Origin of the sequence: Bacillus cereus group sp. MG20 (assembly GCF_040459885.1) — a bacterium.
Lineage (GTDB): Bacteria > Bacillota > Bacilli > Bacillales > Bacillaceae_G > Bacillus_A > Bacillus_A cereus.
In genome coordinates this window covers 3,404,761-3,424,996 of the sequence record NZ_JARVHF010000001.1, presented here as the reverse complement: position 1 = coordinate 3,424,996, position 20,236 = coordinate 3,404,761, and the positions used below count along the sequence as shown (strand labels likewise).

The window sequence follows — 20,236 nt, the reverse complement described above, 5'->3', positions numbered from 1 at the left end:
AGATAAAAAATGGGATAGTACACTGTATGTAGGACAAATGCGGAAAGTATAGGTGAAATGTCTATATTTTGTAAAAAAAGAAAAACACCTTATAATAAAGATGTCATATTACATCTTCTATTTAAGAAGTCTATATTGAAAAAAGATTAGGGGAATTATATAGAAATGAAGAAGCCTATCGTTCAATTACTATTAATATTTACAATTGTATCTATCGTTCTGTTCCTATTAAATACATCGTATATCTCGTTATATACATTTGTCGGTGCTCTATGGTCCATCACAATCGTAGGAATTTCATTCGTTATTTTTATAGAAAATAGATCTCCACAAAGTACATTAGCATGGTTTTTAGTATTAGCACTTCTTCCTATTATAGGTGTGCTTTTATACGCTATTTTCGGACGCAGCCGCTGGAGAAGAAAAAAACATCTCCATCGTTCAGAAGAACAAAGAAAATTATTCCGTGAAATATTAGAAGGAAGAAGACTAGAGTTATTACTCACAGTCCCACTAAATGAACGTTCCTTACATTTAACAGAAGTCATACAAAAATTTGGGGGCGGTCCTGCCGCAGATAAAACAACTACAAAACTTTTAACAAACGGAGATCAAACATTTTCAGAAATTTTGCGAGCTATAGAGCAGGCAAAACATCATATACATATTCAATACTACATTTATAAATCTGATGAAATTGGTACAAAAGTTCGAGATGCTTTAATACAAAAAGCAAAAGATGGTGTTATTGTACGCTTCCTTTATGATGGCCTTGGAAGTAATACGTTAAGAAGACGATTTTTACAACCTATGAAAGAAGCTGGGATTGAAATTGTAGAATTTGACCCTATTTTTTCAGCTTGGTTACTTGAAACTGTCAATTATCGTAACCATCGAAAAATTGTTATTGTAGATGGAGAAATTGGTTTTACCGGAGGACTCAATGTCGGCGATGAATATCTTGGCCGTTCAAAGAAATTTCCTGTTTGGCGTGATAGTCATTTAAAAATAGAAGGAAAAGCATTATATAAATTACAAGCAATCTTTCTAGAAGACTGGCTCTATGCCTCTAGTGGTTTAAATACTTATTCCTGGGATCAATTCATGAATAGACAATACTTCCCAGGTAAAGAGATTTCAAATGCAGAAGGTGCTGTTCAAATCGTAGCAAGCGGACCAAGCTCCGATGATAAAAGTATTCGTAATACATTATTAGCTGTTATGGGCTCTGCAAAAAAATCCATTTGGATTGCTACACCCTACTTTATTCCAGATCAAGAAACTTTAACATTATTACGCTTAAGTGCAATTGCCGGAATAGATGTACGGATTTTATATCCAGGTAAAAGTGATAGCATCATTAGTGATCAAGCATCTCAATCCTATTTCACTCCGCTTTTAAAAGCTGGTGCTTCTATTTACAGTTATAAAGATGGTTTTATGCATGCAAAAATTGTACTCGTTGATGATACAATTGCAACTATTGGAACAGCAAACATGGATGTACGTAGCTTTGAATTGAATTACGAAATTATTAGCGTACTTTATGAATCAAAAACAGTTCACGATATTAAACGTGATTTTGAAGAAGACTTTAAACATTCAACTGAAATTAAATGGAACTCTTTCCAAAAAAGAAGTATAAAAAAACGCATATTGGAGTCTTTCATGAGGCTCATTTCTCCTTTACTGTAAGCAATCAACTTCATCTTGATTGCTTTTTCTTTTCCCTTTATCCTCCTTCCTTTTCTTTGCATACCATATTAAAACAAGTTATCATAAGATGTATTACTTTATGAAAATAATGTTAGGTGGGAAATACATGTTAGAACAATTTCATATACATTCTGATTTAAAACAACAGCTTTCTACGATTCATGAAAAGAATAAACAAGAAGCTGGTGAAAATGCACATTTAATCGGAACGAAAATATATAAAGCGTCTGATAATAGCATTATTGAAGATGCGATTACAGCACTTCTTCTTGGCAAGAACATTCTATTAAAAGGACCGACTGGTAGTGGTAAAACAGTACTAGCGGAAACTCTTTCTTCTTTATTCCAAAAACCAATGCATAGCATTAACTGCTCTGTCGACTTAGATGTAGAAGGTATTTTAGGATACAACACACTACAAACGAAAGATGGTGCATCTGAAGTTTCATTCGTTAACGGTCCTCTTATGAAAGCAATGAAGAACGGTCACTTCCTATATATTGACGAAATCAATATGGCAAAACCTGAAACTTTACCGCTACTTCACGGCGCATTAGATTACCGTAAAATGATCACAAACCCATTTACACAAGAGGTTGTATACGGTGATGACGAATACCGTGTAATTGCTGCGATTAACGAAGGTTACGTTGGAACAAGTGAACTAAATGAAGCATTAAAAAACCGTTTCGTTATTATTGAAGTTCCTTACATTCAAGGTGACACATTAAAAGAACTATTATTAGCAGAATCAAAATTAAATGATGTTGCAACAATTGAAAAGTTTGTTGCATTTGCAAGCGACCTTATGCCTTTAGCTCGCGATGGACGTGTAAGTGAAGAAGCAGCAAGTATTCGTGGTATTATCGACGCATGTGATTTAGGTGTATATATTCCTGTTATGCGCGCTATTGAACGAAGCATAATTGCAAAACTTAATGATGAAACAGAACAAATGACTGTCCGTGAATTAGCAGAAAGTTATTTCTTTGAGGGATAATTTATGAGACAAATTTTTAGTGACAAAAAAATTGATGCGTCGCTGTTTCTACAAATGGAAAACTTAATGTATGCCCTTCTAAAAGAAGACGATGCCTATCTTGAATACGGCTATAAAGCATACTACGACGAAATTGAAAAGAAAGTTGTCATTAGTCACTTTTGGGATGATCGAAAAGAAGAAGATACAGTAATCGGATTAAAAAGCGAAGTGTTCTTAAAAGCACTTGGTAATAAACATTACTCGGACATGACTTTAATTCGTTCGTATGCGATTGAATTGCAAGAATCGCCCCTAAAAAAGTTTTTAACACAATTATTTGTTCTATTAGAAGATTTACGCGTTGAGGAAATCGTAAAGAACTTACGTCCTGGCACGAAACATATTTTTAAACGCCGAAAAGAAATGTACCGCAATTATTTCGGCTCTCAAAATGAAATAAACCGCGTTCGTAATTATCACGGTGATCGTCTATTTTGCCTATGCTATCTTTCATTAACGAGCGATAAATATGAAATGTTTAATAATGAATATTTTGAGCAAATTGAAGCGATTTTACATGAAACATTCCAAGCACGTAATACAGAAGATATTATGTATATCATTGAGAAAATTCGCTATCGCTTAGAGGCGCTTCTTGAAAGTGATATGCTTAACAACTATTTCGGACATGCCCCACTTTACTTATCTGTTCTTGCAGACGAAAAGAACTGTCGCGTCGAAGATTTAGCAAATGATGATACGCAGCTTATAGATGACGATGAAAATAAAAACAAAATGGATGAAAGTTTCTCCACATGGCATCGTGAAAATAAAAATAACGAAAACGAGAACTTTTTACGCTTTGAATTAGAAAGCGGAACAAAAACAAACATGATGGGCGATACTGCTCGTGAATCAGAAGATGGCGACCAAGCACTTGGTTCTGTACAAGGTACTTCTCAAAAAAGTACACAATCCAACTTTGATGGCGCTGATACAGAAGAAGCAAGGGCTTCACACGCTTCTAGCCAGCACGACGGTGCATATGGGAAGTATAATGTAGGTGCTTCTCATACATTTAAAGAAGCTCGCAAAGTAAATATTGATGAGAAAAAAGATTACCAAGCTATCAAATCAGTCGTCAATAAAGATGTAAAAGAATTAAAGAAAATTATCGAAAAAACGATTGAAAATAAAACGAATGCGAATAGTGATAAATATTACGGAAGACTTCGTAAGAAATTCCTTCGTATTTATACCGAAAAACAACCGCGGATGTTTTATAAAAAAGGACAAGAGTCACAAGAACTCGATGTTGCATTCCAACTGTTAGTTGACTGTTCTGGTTCTATGTATAACAAAATGGAAGAAACGAAGAAGAGTGTTGTACTATTCCATGAAGCTTTAAAATCTTTAAAAATCCCGCACGCTATTAGCGGATTTTGGGAAGATGCCTCTAGCGCTAAACCTGAAGATAAGCCGAACGTTATCCATGAAGTTGTAAATTATAAAAACTCAACGTTACCAAACGTTGGTCCAGAAATTATGCAACTTCGTGAAGAAGAAGATAACCGCGACGGATATATTATTCGTATCGTTTCTGAAAAGCTTGCCAAAAGACCTGAGAAACATAAATTCTTACTAGTCTTCACAGACGGTGAGCCTTCTGCGCTAGACTATCAACAAGACGGAATTTTAGATACGCATGAAGCTGTTAAACTCGCGCGTAAAAGTGGTATGGAAGTAATCGGTATCTTCATCGAAGAAGGCGAAGCGAAAGAAGCAACTTATCAATTGATGAAAAACATTTATAACCATCACTTCTTAGTTGCAAATCACGCTGAAGATTTACGTCTAAAGATTAAACCACTATTGAAAAAATTATTACTGAAGACGATTGAATAGAAAATAGGAGCCTTGTGGCTCCTGTTTTTTCGTTCAATTACTTTGTTTCTGGTTGAAACTTGTATGGAATGGCTACTTCTAACAAAGATTCAAATCCTCCGTCATAGTATGGGAAGCGCTCATTCGCAATTGTTCGATCCACCCACTCTATTGCAGAAATTTCACCTTCATCTTCCGCAATAAGTTCACCTTTTACTACATTCGCTCGGAATGTAAAAAATAGTGCATGATTCCCTGATTCTTCAAAGAATTTTTCATTGATCGCAACAAGTCCACCTAACGCAGCAGTTAAACCTGTCTCTTCTTTCACTTCCCTTATTAGTGCTTCCTCTAATATTTCACCTTTTTCCACAGCCCCGCCTGGCAATGACCAAACGTTTTGTTCTACATTATGTACCATTAATATTTTATCTGTTTCTTCGTCATGTATTAGTGCATATACGACATCAACTCTCTGCATAAGGCTTCTCTCCCTCCAAAAATGATGAAGAGCCGATTCCTAAGAATCGACCCTTCTTATTAATTCATCACTAACTCAGCTGCAAGCTTTTTTTTTAACTTAGCCAGCATGTCAGTTGTCATTTTATCTAAATCGTATTCTGCTTTGAAGCCCCACTCTTTCATTGCTGCTGTTGCATCAATAGAGTTTGGCCAGCTATCAGCGATTGTTTGACGAGCTGGATCTACTGCATAATCCATTGTAAACGTCGGAATGTGTTTACGAATTGACGCTGCAATTTGCTCTGGCTCGAAGCTCATTGCTGTAATGTTAAATGCATTTCTATGCACTAGCTTACTTGGATCAGCTTCCATTAATGAAATGATTGCTTGTAAAGCATCAGGCATATACATCATGTCCATGTACGTTCCTTCAGCAATGTATGAGGTGTATACACCTTTTTTAATCGCCTCATAATAAATTTCAACTGCATAATCAGTTGTTCCGCCTCCTGGAGGAGCTACGTAAGAAATTAAACCTGGGAAACGGACACCGCGCGTATCTACGCCAAATTTTTGATGATAATAATCACATAGTAATTCTCCTGCTACTTTGTTTACCCCATACATCGTAGTAGGACGCTGAATTGTATCTTGCGGTGTATTATCTTTTGGCGTCGATGGACCGAATGCACCGATAGAACTTGGCGTGAAGAACTTACAGTTTAATTCACGAGCTGCTTCTAGAGCATTTACAAGTCCACCCATATTTAAATTCCATGCAAATAACGGATTTTTTTCTGCTGTTGCTGAAAGTAAAGCTGCTAAATGAATAATTGTATCTACTTCATTACGCTTTGCGATATCATGTAGTTTTTGTCCATCTGTTACATCTAACGTTTCAAATGGACCAGACGTTACTACTTCACTGTCTGTTTCACGAATATCTGTTGCAATAACATTTGATGCGCCGTATACATCACGAAGTTTCATTACTAGTTCAGAACCAATTTGCCCTAAAGAACCGGTTACTAGAATTTTTTTCATTTTCCCCACTCCTCATTTGCAAGCTATTCAAAAGATGTCGTTACTTAAATGATGCCCATTTCTTTTCCTACTTTTTCATACTTAAGAATTGCTTCATCTAACATTTCTTTCGTATGAGCTGCTGTAGGCATATTACGAACGCGCCCTGTTCCTTTTGCTACAGTTGGGAACACGATAGATTTTGCGTATACGCCTTCTTCATTTAGACGTTTACTAAATTCTTGTGTTAATACTTCGTCCCCAATAATACAAGGTGTAATTGGCGTTTCACTTTCCCCAATGTTAAAGCCAAGTTCTTTTAACCCTTGTTTTAAATAACGACCGTTTTCCCATAGACGATCATGTAACTCTGTGCTTTCCATTAAGATTTCAATTGATCTCATGCAAGCTGCCGCATCAGCTGGTGTTAATGCTGTAGAGAATAAGAATGGACGTGAACGAACTTTTAACCAGTCAATTAAGTTTTGTTTCCCTGCTACATATCCACCAATTACCCCAATTGCTTTTGATAATGTACCAATTTGGAAATCAACTTTATCAGAAAGACCGAAGTGCTTTACAGTTCCTGCACCTTTTCCAAGTACACCTGAACCGTGTGCATCATCTACGTATGTCATTAAATCTAACTCTTCTGCAATCTCAACAATTTCTGGTAGTTTTGCAACATCTCCATCCATTGAGAAAACACCGTCTGTAATTACCATTAATTTATTGTAAAGACCTGATTCTTTCGCCGCGATTGCTTTTTGGCGTAAATCTTCCATATCAGAATGTTTATAAACAATAATTTTTGCTTTTGATAGACGACTACCGTCAATAATAGATGCATGATTTAATTCGTCTGAAAGAATCGCATCATTTTTATCCATAACAGCTGAAATCGCTGCCATATTACAGTTAAATCCTGATTGATAAGCAATTGCTGCTTCTGTATGTTTAAACTTTGCAATTGTTTCTTCTAACTTAATATGCAAATCTAAAGTACCGTTAATTGTACGAACAGCCCCTGCTCCAACACCGTACTTATGAATAGCACCAATTGCTGCTTCTTGCAAACGGCTATCTGTTGCTAATCCAAGATAGTTGTTTGAAGATAAGTTAATATATTCTTTTCCGCCAATTGTAATGATTGGTCCATTCGAACTCTCAAGCGGATCAATTACGTTATAAAGCCCCTTTGATTTTAAATCCTCTAAATTTTCTTCTAAAAATTTCGCAAGTGTTTTACTAGACATTGTGAAGCCTCCCATCGTTCATGTAAGCGGATTATTGTCTTAATAGTTCTAATAATCCCTCTACTAGCTTAACACGTTTTCAGAATTTATTATAGAAAAATAGTTTAAAGTAACCGCTTACAATTCTAGATTATATATGATTCATTACAATAAATCTATCATTTACTTTTCATATTTGATAGAATTAAAAAAATATTTAGGGAGGCTTCAAACATGGCATTTACAGAATCTGATGTATACAATAACACAGCATTTTTCGAACAATATATGAAACGAAGATACCGAGAAAATAGCCCAAATGAATCCATTGAAAAACCAGTATTCTTTCAGCTCATTGGTCATGTGCAAGGAAAACAAATTCTCGATTTAGGCTGTGGTGATGCTAAGTTTGGTGCGGAATTATTAGAAAAGGGATGCTACTCTTACACCGGCATTGAAGGCTCCGAGCTTATGTATGGAAAAGCTAAAAAACAACTAGAAAATAAAAATGGATCTGTTCATTTTTTAAACCTCAAAGATTATACCTATCCCTCTTCCACTTTTGATTTAGTAACCTCTAGACTCGCCTTACATTATATTGAACATCTTGATATCATTTTTCAAAATGTGTTTCAAACTTTAAAAACAAATGGCACCTTTACCTTTAGCGTTCAACATCCCGTTATTACTTCTTCATTTGAAAGCTTACAAACAAGTGGTAAAAGAACGAGTTGGCTCGTCGATGATTATTTTAAACTAGGCAAACGGGTTGAACCATGGATTGACCAAGAAGTTATTAAATATCATCGTACAACGGAAGAGTATTTCACATTATTACAGCAAGCCGGATTTACCATTACATCATTAAAAGAAGCTACACCAAATCCAACCTATTTTCAAGATGAAGAAGAGTATAAACGTCGCTTACGTATTCCTCTCTTCCTCTTATTTTCTTGTACCAAATAAAAAAACGATGAATCACTCATCGTTTTTTTATCTCATTGCCTGAGCAACTTCTTTAACTACACGTCTTCCTCTTCCGTGCGGGATACAAAGCGGTGTTCCAAACAACGGATCCGTACTAATTTGACACTCCATTCGGAATACATCACGTACTAGTTTCTCATCTACCACTTCTTCAGGTTTACCTTGTGCATATATTTGTTTATCTTGAATTGCTACAATGTTATCTGCATAGCGGCATGCTAAATTCAGATCATGTAATACCATAACAATTGTTCTTTGTTCTGTTTCATTTAATTCGAATAATAAATCTAGCACTTCAATTTGGTGAGTCATATCTAAGTATGTAGTTGGCTCATCCAGTAAAATGATATCTGTATCTTGTGCAAGTGTCATTGCGATCCAAGCACGTTGACGCTGCCCACCTGAAAGAGCATGCACATCACGCTCAGCAAATTCTGTCATACCTGTTGCTGCAAGTGCCTTCTGTACCATTTCCTCGTCTTTTTCTGACCATTGCTTCAGCCATGTTTGATATGGATAGCGCCCTTGCTTTACAAGTTGTAATACTGTAAGTCCTTCTGGTGCTTGTGGTCCTTGCGGTAAAATCGCCATTTGACGAGCAATTTGCTTCGTTTGCATACTTTGAATTGCTTGATTATCTAACAAAATATCACCATTTGTTGGCTTTAATAATCTAGCTAGTGAACGTAATAAAGTTGATTTCCCGCAACCGTTAGAACCGATAAAAATTGTAATTTCTCCTTTTGGAATTTCTAAGTTCAGCTCATCAATAATAATTGTTTCACCATAAGACAACGTCAAGCGTTTCGTCTCCAATGCTTTTTGCATATTCATCTCCCTTTATGAATTCCGACTTTTATAAAGTAAATAAATGAAATAAGGTGCACCAATTGCTGATGTAAATACCCCTGCTGGAATTTCAAGTGGTGTGAAAATTGTACGCCCTATTAAATCTGCAGCAAGTACTAGAATTGCACCGACAATAGCTGCAACTGGGAGTAATGCACCGTATAAAGAACCAACTAATCTTCGTGAAATATGAGGTGCCATTAAACCGACAAATCCAATCCCTCCGGCAAAAGCTACCGCACCACCAATTAAAGCTGTACTAAGTAATAACATAAATACACGCGACTTCGTTAAAGGAACCCCAAGTCCTACCGCTATATCATCCCCTAGCTCTTGTGCATTTAAATGCCTAGCTGCGATAAATGATATTACTGTTAAAATGAGAACCCAAGGCGCAAGTACCATAACATTTTGCCAAGAAGAGCCGTAAACGGTACCCGTAATCCATACATTCGCTTGGCTCGCTTGATAAATTGGTGCTAGCAACATAAATAATGTTGTCGCCGCCTTCGTTAATGCCCAAAATCCAACACCAATTAAAACGAGACTAATTGGTGATAATCCATCATTTTGCCATGCAAATAAGTATACAAAAACCGCTACAATCGTTGCTCCTGCAAAAGCTGCGAGCGGCATATAATGAATACTTACCGTTAGTGCATTATTTTTATCACTAAATAGCGCTAAAAATAATACAACTGCGACACTTGCCCCGCCCGTAATCCCGATGATATCAGGAGAAGCAAGTGGATTTCGAACGAGCCCTTGTAAAATACAGCCCGCTACCGCAAGCGCAATTCCTACGAGGATAGCAATTAAAATACGCGGCATACGAAACTTATTTACAACCATATTTGACATTGCATCGCCATTTCCGGTAATTGCTTGCCATACGTCATAAGGAGCAATTTTCATGTCTCCCATACCTGCGCTCGCAAAGAATAATCCTATTAAAACAACTAGTAAACTTAACAAGACGAGACAAGCTCGTTTATACATTAAAAACGAGAGCTCGCCTTTTCCTATACGAAACGGAATATATTTCTTCATTTGCTAAGCCCTCTCTTACGTGCAATATAAATAAAGAACGGTGCTCCAATAAATGCTGTCATAACTCCTACTGGTACTTCTTGTGGCATAATGACATATCTTGCTGCTATATCAGCCAATATTAGTAGTATTGCACCTAACAATCCGCTATAAGGCACTCTCCATCTGTGGTCAACTCCAACAAGAAATCTAGCAAAATGCGGAGTAATAATTCCAATAAATCCAATTGGACCAGCAACCGCAACTGAACCACCAGACAATAGTACAATAATAAGTAACACGAATGATTTCATTAAAATTGTTCGTTGTCCAAGTCCTTTCGCGACGTCTTCTCCCATCATCAATGTATTTACTTTCCCTGCCATCATAAGAGATGCAATCCATCCTATTAATAAATATGGGAATACAGATTGTAAAATTTCTAACTTTCTCCCTTGCACAGATCCAGCAAGCCAAAATAATACCTCTTCAAGTGCTTTTTCATTTAACACAAGTAATCCTTGTGTTAATGATGAAAATAACGCACTAATTGCGACCCCTGCTAACGTTAACTTCAGAGGAGTAGTCCCTTCTTTTCCTAAAGAACTAGAAGCAAATACAAGTACAGCGGCAACCGCCGCTCCTAAAAAGGCAATCCATGTGAAAGCTGATAATGATGTTACTGAAAAGATTACAATTGCTACAACTATGAAGAACGCAGCACCTGAATTTAATCCAATAAAATCTGGAGAAGCAAGTGGATTCTTAGTTAAAGTTTGCATAAGACAACCCGCGATGGCTAAACTAGCACCAACACTTGCTGCTATAAGTGCCCTTGGAAGGCGCACATTTTGAATAATAATATGTTCATTAGAACCATTAAAATGGAAAAAAGCATCTAGCGCTAATTTCCAGCTCGTATTTGTATATCCGAAAATAATACTTCCCCAAATACAAATAACGACTGCAATGATTCCAACAAATAATCCAATCCATTTTGCTTGATTTGTTTTTAATAACATGCAGCGTTTCCCCTTCAATGTATAATGATACGTTGTAAGTGTATTTCAACTTAATTCTTATTGTCAACGGAAATGAGAATTATTTTCAACCATATGTATTGACAATCAAAAGATAAAGGCTTAATATCATGCTTGCTATTGAAAAATATTCTCAACATGTAGGGGGTACATAATGAATTTCATGCGGAAGAAATCGTTTACAGTATTTGTATTTTTACTAGCATTTTCAATGCTTTTAAGCGCTTGTGGAAAATCAAATAACAAAGAAGAATCTACAAAAGAAGATAATAAAAAAGAAGTGGTTACTGTAGAACATGCAATGGGTAAAACAGAAGTTCCTGCTAATCCAAAACGTGTAGTTATCTTAACAAATGAAGGAACTGAAGCTTTACTTGAATTAGGTGTGAAACCAGTTGGTGCTGTAAAGTCTTGGACTGGTGACCCATGGTATCCACATATTAAGGATAAAATGAAAGATGTAAAAGTTGTTGGTGATGAAGGACAAGTTAACGTTGAAACAATTGCTTCTTTAAAACCAGACTTAATTATCGGTAACAAAATGCGCCACGAAAAAGTGTACGAACAACTAAAAGCAATTGCACCTACTGTATTCTCTGAAACATTACGTGGTGAATGGAAAGATAACTTCAAATTTTATGCAAAAGCATTAAATAAAGAAAAAGAAGGTCAAAAAGTTGTAGCTGATTACGAATCACGTATGAAAGATTTAAAAGGCAAACTTGGTGATAAAGTAAATCAAGAAATCTCTATGGTTCGTTTCATGCCTGGTGATGTTCGTATTTATCATGGTGACACATTCTCTGGTGTTATTTTAAAAGAGCTTGGATTTAAACGCCCTGGCGATCAAAATAAAGACGACTTTGCAGAGCGTAACGTATCTAAAGAACGTATTTCTGCAATGGATGGCGACGTATTATTCTACTTCACATTCGATAAAGGAAATGAGAAAAAAGGCTCTGAATTAGAAAAAGAATATATCAATGATCCGCTATTTAAAAATTTAAATGCAGTGAAAAATGGTAAAGCATACAAAGTTGATGACGTTATTTGGAATACAGCTGGTGGTGTAATGGCTGCTAACCTACTATTAGATGATATCGAAAAACGCTTTGTTAAATAATTTTATTCTAACCAGCTCTCTCTTTGATGGAGCTGGTTTTTTCATTTCACTGAAGTGTCACATTATTTCATTTTGTATTTTTATTCCCAATATGTTATATTATAAAAGTAAATAGAATATATTTTCTCTATATCAGAATAGATGTTGTAATCTAAATTTTCTGATTAATCACTATTTTATTTTCTTTTAGAATTCAATTATTACATTTGAAAACGCTTATCATCTCGTTTTCAGGGCAAAATACAGTAACGGTTGAAGAAAAATAGAACTTTTTTAGAAATTTTCTTTCTATTTCCATATAATTCTATTGACTTCTAAATATTTTGTAAATTAAAATGATTACATAAATATCCGTTATACAGGATTAGGGGGAAACAAAAATGGATGCAGCTTTAAAATTAGACAAAGCTGGAGAGCAACAATCACCAAAAAAACATCCACCAGGGTTGTATTTGTTGTTCTTAACAGAAATGTGGGAAAGATTTAGTTATTATGGAATGCGTGGCCTTTTAGTTCTTTATTTAACAACTGCTGCTGTTAGTGGTGGGTTAGGATTTGATAAGGCAGTCGCAGTGCAATTATATGGTACTTTTACAGCGGCAGTATATTTCATGCCAATTATAGGCGGATGGCTAACGGATCATTATATCACAAGACGTCATGCCATTACTCTCGGCGGAATTATTATGGCAATCGGCAACTTTGTACTATTCTCAATGAATACAAAAACAGGACTATTTCTAGGATTAATACTATTAGTTATTGGTAATGGGTTCTTCAAACCAAATATTTCTACACTGTTAGGTGAATTGTATGGTGAAAATGATTCACGTCGTGACAGTGCATTTACTATCTTCTATATGGGTATTAACGTAGGTGCTTTCTTCGCTCCACTTATTTGTGGATTTTTAGCAGAAGATTTCTTTAAAACAAGCGTTGATGGCGTTATGGTTATGGGATATAAATACGGATTCTTAGCAGCTTGTATCGGTATGATTATTGGACAAATTGTTTTCAACTTATTAGCTCCTCGCTACCTTGGTACAGCAGGAACAACAATTGTTGGTAAAAAAACAAAAAATCAACCTGCAATCGAAAAGAAACCTTTAACAAAACAAGAAAAAAATCGCACTTGGGCAATTGTAATTTTAACTTGTTTCGTAGTATTCTTCTGGGCAGGCTTTGAACAAGCTGGTAGTTCTTTAACACTTTATACAGATAAATTTGTTGATCGTACAATTTTTGGATGGGAAGTTCCAACATCTTGGTTCCAATCCGTTAATCCAGCGTTCATCGTACTCCTTGCACCATTCGTATCTATGCTATGGTTAAAACTTTCTAAATCAAAGCGTGGCGATTTAAAAATACCAACAAAAATGGCATTTGGTATGATTTTACTAGGTATAGGTTACCTGGTTTTAACATTAGCGGTTCTAAAAACTGGAAGTAGTGAAGCTGATATAACTGTTAAAGCAAACTTATTATTCATCGTTATCACTTATATGTTCCATACAATTGGAGAACTATTCTTATCACCAATCGGTCTATCAATGGTAAGTGCAATTGCACCTGTTAAATTAGCATCATTACTAATGGGTGTATGGTTAGCTGGTTCAGGTATGGCTAACTGGTTAGCTGGTAAACTTGCTTCCTTTACACAATCATTAGGATACCTTGAAGTATTTGCAAGTATTGGTATTATCGTTATCGTCTTAGGACTTGTACTCCTTCTCTTCTCTAAAAAAGTTGCGAGTATGATGGAATAATACAAAAAAAGACGCTTCTAAAATTAGAAGCGTCTTTTTTATTATTTCTCCTCTAAAGCTGTCACGTCCACATGAACGCTCTCACCAGGATTAGATACATCATACACTTGAGCACTCCCCTTCTGCTCATCACAGCTCTCAATCCATACTGGTACGCCCTCATATGTAACGTCAATTCTACTTGAAGAAGATAAGATTTGTTTCACACGTTTCACATCCATACTAATATCCCTCCTTTTGCTTACTACACTCCTTTCTATTTTTTCTTTTCCTTTTAGAATATATTCCGTAAAGCAGCATGTTGATTGATAGTCATTTCTTCCTCACATGCTAATATTTACTCTCTCGCTACCTTTCTGACAAATAAAAAAAGACGTATATTCTACACGTCTCTTTCCATAATATTCAAATTTTAAGAAAATAATGTTTTTACTACCGCACTTACTTTATCATTATGGATTTGGTAATACACTTCTAATCCTCGTCTTTCAAAGCGCACTACTTTATTTTGCTTTAACTTCGTTAAATGTTGTGAAACCGTTGATTGCGGAATTTCTAATACTTCCTGTAGTTGTGTTACATTACATGTTCCTCTTTGCATAAGTTCCATTACTAGACGTAGACGAAGTGGGTGAGCTAACGCTCTTAACATTTGTACATCTTCTTCTGAAATACGACATTCGAATTGATTTTGGCTCATAAAGTTCCCCTCATTTTCGTTTTTATTTGCGTTTTTATGTTCTTTTTATTTATTTATATATCTGTTCTTATATTTCCTGTTACGACATAACTTTATCAACCTATAAAGCCGAAAAATTTTTCCATTTTCATCAACAAAAATTCAGGAAAAAATCCTTGTTGATTTTGAATATTATACTATATGATATAACGAAAAAGCAAAATAATGGCCTACGAATACTTTGCTTGCAAACGTTGTTTTATCAGGCTTTTTGTTATATTTTCACCTCATTGAAATGCACAGTAACGGTATTGTAAAATACCGTCTATAATTGATAACCTATCGTAATGTAGCTGAACTATACTTAACCTCTTTGTTACGCTAAAAGGAATTTTCAGTAAAAAGAGATGATGTGGTATTAAAAATTTGTTTCTAATTTTTTATTCGTATTGCAAGCGGTTGGACTGTTGTGCAAAACTTCCTATTAAATCCACTCACCATTCCTCCCTCACTAGATCAAACAGGACAGATCAGTTCATATATCAAACTTTATACTCGATATAAAAGATGGCATCTAATATACGCCTATAAGGAACATGCCATCTGAATAAGCAAAATAATATGCAAATAACTTATACAGCACACTTAAATTCATTTGAGTGTGTTTTTTGTCTACTTTATGAACAAAGCTTTTCTTTTAACACTATTATGGAATAATTATACTTTTTTACGTTGACAATAGTGTTGAAGGAGAATATACTAAGCATGTAAGTTGATTGTGAATAGTTTCACAAATAATGTGAATTTCTTCACATATAATAGATAGGAGTTGTCATTATTATGAGTACTTGGACACAAATTTATGACCCATTAAACAATATTTGGTTATCTGCACTAATCGCAGCACTTCCAATCTTTTGTTTCATCATTTGTTTAATGGGATTCAAAATGAAAAGTTACATGGCTGGTCTTTATAGTGTGATTGTCGCTATTATCCTTGCAATATTTGTTTATAAAATGCCAGCAACAGTAGCTGTAGCATCTGCCGGGTTCGGTGTTTTATCTGGATTTTATCCAATTTGTACTATCGTTATCGCTGCAATTTTCCTTTACAAATTAACTGTTAAAACAGAGCAATTCAATATTATTCGCGATAGTATTTCAAGCATTACAAATGATCAACGTTTACAAGTATTATTAATCGCTTATTCTTTCGGTGCTTTCTTAGAAGGCGCAGCTGGTTTAGGGGTTCCAGTTGCTATTACAGCTGCACTACTTGTAGGTATGGGATTTAACCCATTAAAAGCAGCAGGTATTTGTTTAGTAGCTAATATCGCTGGTGGTGCTATGGGTGCTATGGGTATTCCAGTTACAGTACCAGCACAATTAACTGAACTTGACGCATTAACTATCGGTCGTCAAACTGTTCTTATTTTACCTTTCATTAGTATCATCTTACCTTTCTTACTTGTTTCAATGGTCGATGGAATTAAAGGTATTAAAGAAACTTGGCAAGGTATTCTTGTAAGTGGTGTTTCTTTCGCAATTACTCAGTTCCTTGTAACTTACTTCTTAGGCGCAGAACTTACTAACATTTTCGCAGCCGTTGTAAGTATGATTGCTCTTGCATTATTCTTACGTGTTTGGCAACCAAAATCTTCTACTAAAGAAGAAAAACAAGAAACTAAAGTATCACATACATTCAATCAAATTTTATATGCTTGGTCTCCATTCGTATTCTTAACTGCATTTGTAACAATCTTTAACTTAAAACCGATTAAAGCTTTATTTGCTCCAGATGGTGCGTTAGCAAACTTAGTATTTAACATTCAGTTCCCTGGTCTTCATAATGCTGTTATGAAAACTACACCAATTACAAAAGCTGATACACCTTTCGCAGCTGTTTTCAAATTCGATGTATTCTCTTCTACAACTACTGCGATTGTACTAGCAATTATCGTTTCACTTATCGTTTACCGCGTAAAAGGTAAAATGGTTAAAGAATTAATGATTGAAACAATGAAAGAATTAAAAGCTCCAGTATATACAATTTGTAGCGTTATCGCTTTAGCTTACGTAGAGAACTACTCTGGTATGTCATCTACACTTGGACTTGCATTCTCTTCTACTGGTAATGTATTCCCAGTTCTTTCTCCAATCTTAGGATGGATTGGCGTATTCATTACAGGTTCAGTAGTTTCAAGTGGTTCTTTATTCGCACCACTTCAAGCAGTAACAGCAGACCAGTTAAACATCGTTCCTTCTACACTCGTTGCCTTAAACGTAGTAGGTGGTACAATGGCAAAAATGGTTTCACCACAATCTGTAGCAGTTGCTTGTGCCGCAGTTGGACTAGTTGGGAAAGAATCTGCTCTATTTAAAACAGCAATGAAATACAGTTTAATCTTCTTAGCTGTTATTAGCTTACTTCAATTAAACGCTGTATTTAATATCTTTTAAAAATAAAACACCGATCCAAATGGATCGGTGTTTTTCACATTACATTTTTTTATTTTTTAATAAAGAAGCTCCAGCAATTTCAGGGTGAGTCATTTCGAATGGATCTAAAATAATATCCAATTCCTCTTCTGTCAGTACACCATGTTCTAAACATAACTCCCTAACAGATTTTCCTGTTTCAATTGCTTCACGTGCAATACGAGATGCTGCTTCATAACCAATATGAGGATTAACTGCTGTAATAATTCCAACACTTTTCTCAACATATTGCTTCAGCAATTCTTCATTTGCTGTAATTCCTTCAATACAATATTCACGGAATACACGGAATCCATTATTCATAATACTTATAGATTGAATTAAATTAAATACAAGCACAGGCTCCATTACGTTTAACTCTAATTGTCCTGCTTCTGATGCTAAGCAAATTGTATGATCGTTTCCGATTACTTGGAATGCGACTTGATTAATTACTTCTGCCATAACTGGATTTACTTTACCTGGCATAATCGATGAACCCGGCTGACGTGCTGGCAATTGAATTTCAGCTAACCCAACACGTGGACCAGACGCCATAATACGAAGATCGTTTGCAATTTTAGACATGTTCATCATACATACTTTAAGTGCTGCAGATACTTCTGTGTATGCATCTGTATTTTGCGTTGCATCAACTAAATGCTCTGCACCAACAAGTGGGAATCCACTAAACGTTCTTAAATGTTTTACCACTTGTTCAATATACGTAGGATTTGCATTTAATCCTGTACCAACAGCTGTCGCCCCCATATTCACTTCATATAAATGTTGACGAGACTGTTTAATTCTTTTTATATCACGCTCAAGCACTCGGCTATACGCTTCAAATTCTTGTCCAAGGCGAATTGGAACTGCATCTTGTAAATGTGTGCGTCCCATTTTAATAACGTGATCAAACTCTTTTGCTTTTTTACGAAAAGCAGAATGAAGTGCTTCCATTGTAATAAGAAGCTCTTCTAACATCATAAGAGTTGCAATATGAATCCCTGTTGGAAACGCATCGTTCGTTGATTGGGCCATGTTCACATGAGTGTTTGGGCTAATTTTCGCATACACCCCTTTTTCATACCCCATACGTTCTAACGCTCTATTCGCAATTACTTCATTTGTATTCATATTAATAGAAGTTCCGGCTCCGCCTTGAATAGGATCCACGATAAATTGATCATGAAACTTTCCATCAACAATTTCTTGCGCTGCTTCTGCAATTTCATGTCCAATGTCTTTAGCTAAGTAACCAGTATCTATATTCGCAAGTGCCGCCGCTTTTTTCACAATTGCCATTGCTGTAATGAGTGATGGATGAATGCGATATCCTGTAATTGGGAAGTTTTCTACGGCACGTAATGTTTGTACACCATAATAAGCTGCATTTGGTACTTCTTTTTCACCTAAAAAATCTTTTTCTATACGTATATCCTTCGTTGCTATCATTTTTATCACCTATACTTTTTCATTCTAAATCCTTATCCAAAAAATCCGCCCTCTAAAAACACGAGTATCATTCAGAAGAATTTTTCAGTATCCACCTTCACTATATAGCACCTTTTTTGAAAGCGCAAACATTTATTTTTCTGTATATCCTTTTTATTAAAGTTTATAGAAAATCATTCTTCTACTTTCCTTATTTCCACTCGTTTAATTTGATGCATATCCTTTTCAAGGACTTTAAAATAAAAACCGTGTTTCTCAATAACATCTCCTTCAGCAACGATTTGTTTTTGTACCATAATCCAGCCACCAATTGTATCTACATCATCAGCAATTAAATGTATGCCAAGCAAATCATTTACTTCACTAATAAGCACTTTTCCCTCTACGATTTTATAACCTTCACTTACATGCTCTATAGGTGGATTCTCATCTTCATCGTATTCATCTCGAATTTCTCCAACAATTTCTTCTAAAATATCTTCTAGTGTAACAATCCCTGCTGTACCACCATATTCATCATACAATACAGCTAATGGAATGTGTTTTATTTGCATTTGTAATAGTAAATCATGAATTGGAATATTTTCTAGCACTTCAATAACTGGCCTTGTATATGGCATAATCGAGCACTCCTCGTCCCGATTCCCATCCATATAACGAATAAATAAATCTTTTACATTAACCATCCCAATAATTTCATCTTTATCTTCACCAAATACAGGATATCTCGTGTACTTTTCTTGTGCGATTACTTTAATATGTGTTTCAAATGGTTCGTCCTCATATAAGCCTACAACTTCCGTACGAGGTACCATAATTTCTTTTGCTACTCTATTATCAAATTCAAAAATATTATTTACATATTTAAATTCCCTTTGGTTAATCTCTCCGCTCTCATAGCTCTCAGATAAGATTAACCTTAATTCTTCTTCTGAATGAGCTACTTCATGTTCAGAAGCTGGATGTAATCCGAATAAACCAGTTACAACCCTCGCTGAACCATTCAAAGCCCAAATAAACGGATACATAACTCGGTAAAAATAAATAAGTGGTTTCGATAACAATAAGCTAACTTGTTCTGCTTTTTGTATAGCAAATGTCTTTGGAGCAAGTTCCCCAATGACAACATGTAAAAATGTAATTACTGCAAAGGCAATAATAAATGAAACTGTACTGGAAATTGCAGGTGAGAATTGTAATTTTAAAAACAACGGCTCGAGTAAATGTTTAATAGTTGGTTCCCCTAACCACCCGAGCCCTAAAGCAGTAATTGTAATACCTAGCTGACAGGCCGATAAATATTCATCTAAATTTGACGTTACCTTTTTAGCTGCCAGTGCACCTCGTCTTTTTTCGCTAACGAGTTGATCAATACGACTGCTACGTACCTTAATAATTGCAAATTCAACAGCCACAAAAAATGCTGTTAACCCAATAAGAATGACTACCATCAATAATTTTAAAATATCCACATATGTCCTTTAGCTTTCTTAGCTAAAGTTACACCTCCTTTTAAAAAGAAGTTTCA

Annotated in this window: 17 protein-coding genes; 7 read left to right on the top strand and 10 right to left on the bottom strand. The window is 35.3% G+C overall.

What is annotated here, in order from left to right:
• Positions 1 to 165: 165 nt before the first annotated feature.
• The 3 genes from QCI81_RS17510 (at position 166) to QCI81_RS17500 (ending at position 4,603) form a co-directional block, all read left to right on the top strand.
• A complete protein-coding gene (locus tag QCI81_RS17510; protein WP_023521037.1) occupies positions 166 to 1,695 on the top strand; it encodes a cardiolipin synthase in 1,530 nt (509 codons plus the stop codon).
• Between the two features lie 127 nt (positions 1,696 to 1,822).
• Positions 1,823 to 2,716: an ATP-binding protein gene (locus QCI81_RS17505; RefSeq protein ID WP_000892988.1), complete on the top strand. Its 894-nt coding sequence runs from the start codon at positions 1,823 to 1,825 to the stop codon at positions 2,714 to 2,716.
• A gap of 3 nt (positions 2,717 to 2,719) precedes the next feature.
• The gene (locus tag QCI81_RS17500) at positions 2,720 to 4,603 is read left to right on the top strand and encodes a vWA domain-containing protein (protein ID WP_071732236.1); all 1,884 of its coding nucleotides are present in this window, start codon (positions 2,720 to 2,722) and stop codon (positions 4,601 to 4,603) included.
• Positions 4,604 to 4,640: 37 nt separating this feature from the next.
• On the opposite strand, the gene QCI81_RS17495 is transcribed toward QCI81_RS17500, so the two are convergent.
• From QCI81_RS17495 to QCI81_RS17485, 3 genes are read right to left on the bottom strand one after another with little or no spacing between them, the layout of a single operon-like run.
• Positions 4,641 to 5,063 (bottom strand): NUDIX hydrolase, encoded by a 423-nt coding sequence (locus QCI81_RS17495; RefSeq protein ID WP_001189938.1) that lies wholly within the window; start codon positions 5,061 to 5,063, stop codon positions 4,641 to 4,643.
• A 59-nt stretch (positions 5,064 to 5,122) separates the two neighbouring features.
• Positions 5,123 to 6,088, bottom strand: a complete 966-nt coding sequence (locus QCI81_RS17490) for an L-threonine 3-dehydrogenase (protein ID WP_071732237.1) — start codon at positions 6,086 to 6,088, stop codon at positions 5,123 to 5,125.
• 44 nt (positions 6,089 to 6,132) lie between these two features.
• Entirely contained in the window at positions 6,133 to 7,323 is a 1,191-nt protein-coding gene (locus QCI81_RS17485; RefSeq protein WP_000095905.1) for a glycine C-acetyltransferase, read from the bottom strand.
• A gap of 213 nt (positions 7,324 to 7,536) precedes the next feature.
• Here QCI81_RS17485 and QCI81_RS17480 point away from each other — a divergent pair, with 213 nt between their 5' ends.
• Positions 7,537 to 8,268 (top strand): class I SAM-dependent DNA methyltransferase, encoded by a 732-nt coding sequence (locus QCI81_RS17480; RefSeq protein ID WP_000885974.1) that lies wholly within the window; start codon positions 7,537 to 7,539, stop codon positions 8,266 to 8,268.
• A 27-nt stretch (positions 8,269 to 8,295) separates the two neighbouring features.
• Here the strand turns inward: QCI81_RS17480 and QCI81_RS17475 are convergent, their stop codons facing one another.
• From QCI81_RS17475 to QCI81_RS17465, 3 genes are read right to left on the bottom strand one after another with little or no spacing between them, the layout of a single operon-like run.
• Positions 8,296 to 9,117: an ABC transporter ATP-binding protein gene (locus QCI81_RS17475; RefSeq protein ID WP_001167953.1), complete on the bottom strand. Its 822-nt coding sequence runs from the start codon at positions 9,115 to 9,117 to the stop codon at positions 8,296 to 8,298.
• Positions 9,118 to 9,129: 12 nt separating this feature from the next.
• Positions 9,130 to 10,188: a FecCD family ABC transporter permease gene (locus QCI81_RS17470; protein WP_000760059.1), complete on the bottom strand. Its 1,059-nt coding sequence runs from the start codon at positions 10,186 to 10,188 to the stop codon at positions 9,130 to 9,132.
• Positions 10,185 to 11,189 (bottom strand): FecCD family ABC transporter permease, encoded by a 1,005-nt coding sequence (locus QCI81_RS17465; protein ID WP_000925211.1) that lies wholly within the window; start codon positions 11,187 to 11,189, stop codon positions 10,185 to 10,187. The genes QCI81_RS17470 and QCI81_RS17465 overlap by 4 nt, the downstream gene beginning before the upstream one ends.
• A gap of 172 nt (positions 11,190 to 11,361) precedes the next feature.
• On the opposite strand from QCI81_RS17465, the gene QCI81_RS17460 reads away from it, so the two are divergent.
• Both QCI81_RS17460 and QCI81_RS17455 read left to right on the top strand, forming a co-directional pair.
• Positions 11,362 to 12,330 (top strand): ABC transporter substrate-binding protein, encoded by a 969-nt coding sequence (locus tag QCI81_RS17460; RefSeq protein WP_001010277.1) that lies wholly within the window; start codon positions 11,362 to 11,364, stop codon positions 12,328 to 12,330.
• Between the two features lie 380 nt (positions 12,331 to 12,710).
• A complete protein-coding gene (locus QCI81_RS17455; RefSeq protein ID WP_069354950.1) occupies positions 12,711 to 14,096 on the top strand; it encodes a peptide MFS transporter in 1,386 nt (461 codons plus the stop codon).
• A gap of 41 nt (positions 14,097 to 14,137) precedes the next feature.
• Here the strand turns inward: QCI81_RS17455 and QCI81_RS17450 are convergent, their stop codons facing one another.
• Complete coding sequence (locus QCI81_RS17450) at positions 14,138 to 14,317, bottom strand: acid-soluble spore protein H (protein WP_000382679.1); 180 nt, start codon at positions 14,315 to 14,317, stop codon at positions 14,138 to 14,140.
• Positions 14,318 to 14,508: 191 nt separating this feature from the next.
• Positions 14,509 to 14,796 carry an ArsR/SmtB family transcription factor gene (locus QCI81_RS17445; RefSeq protein WP_000081428.1) on the bottom strand — a complete coding sequence of 96 codons (288 nt, stop codon included), beginning with the start codon at positions 14,794 to 14,796 and terminating at the stop codon, positions 14,509 to 14,511.
• Positions 14,797 to 15,615: 819 nt separating this feature from the next.
• Between QCI81_RS17445 and QCI81_RS17440 the strand changes: the two genes are divergently transcribed.
• Entirely contained in the window at positions 15,616 to 17,235 is a 1,620-nt protein-coding gene (locus QCI81_RS17440; protein WP_071732238.1) for an L-lactate permease, read from the top strand.
• 39 nt (positions 17,236 to 17,274) lie between these two features.
• Here the strand turns inward: QCI81_RS17440 and aspA are convergent, their stop codons facing one another.
• Together aspA and QCI81_RS17430 are read right to left on the bottom strand one after the other, a co-directional pair.
• On the bottom strand, positions 17,275 to 18,708 hold the full coding sequence (gene aspA / locus QCI81_RS17435; RefSeq protein ID WP_071732239.1) for an aspartate ammonia-lyase: 1,434 nt from the start codon (positions 18,706 to 18,708) through the stop codon (positions 17,275 to 17,277).
• A 173-nt stretch (positions 18,709 to 18,881) separates the two neighbouring features.
• Positions 18,882 to 20,180: a hemolysin family protein gene (locus QCI81_RS17430; protein WP_071732240.1), complete on the bottom strand. Its 1,299-nt coding sequence runs from the start codon at positions 20,178 to 20,180 to the stop codon at positions 18,882 to 18,884.
• Between the last annotated feature and the right edge of the window lie 56 nt (positions 20,181 to 20,236).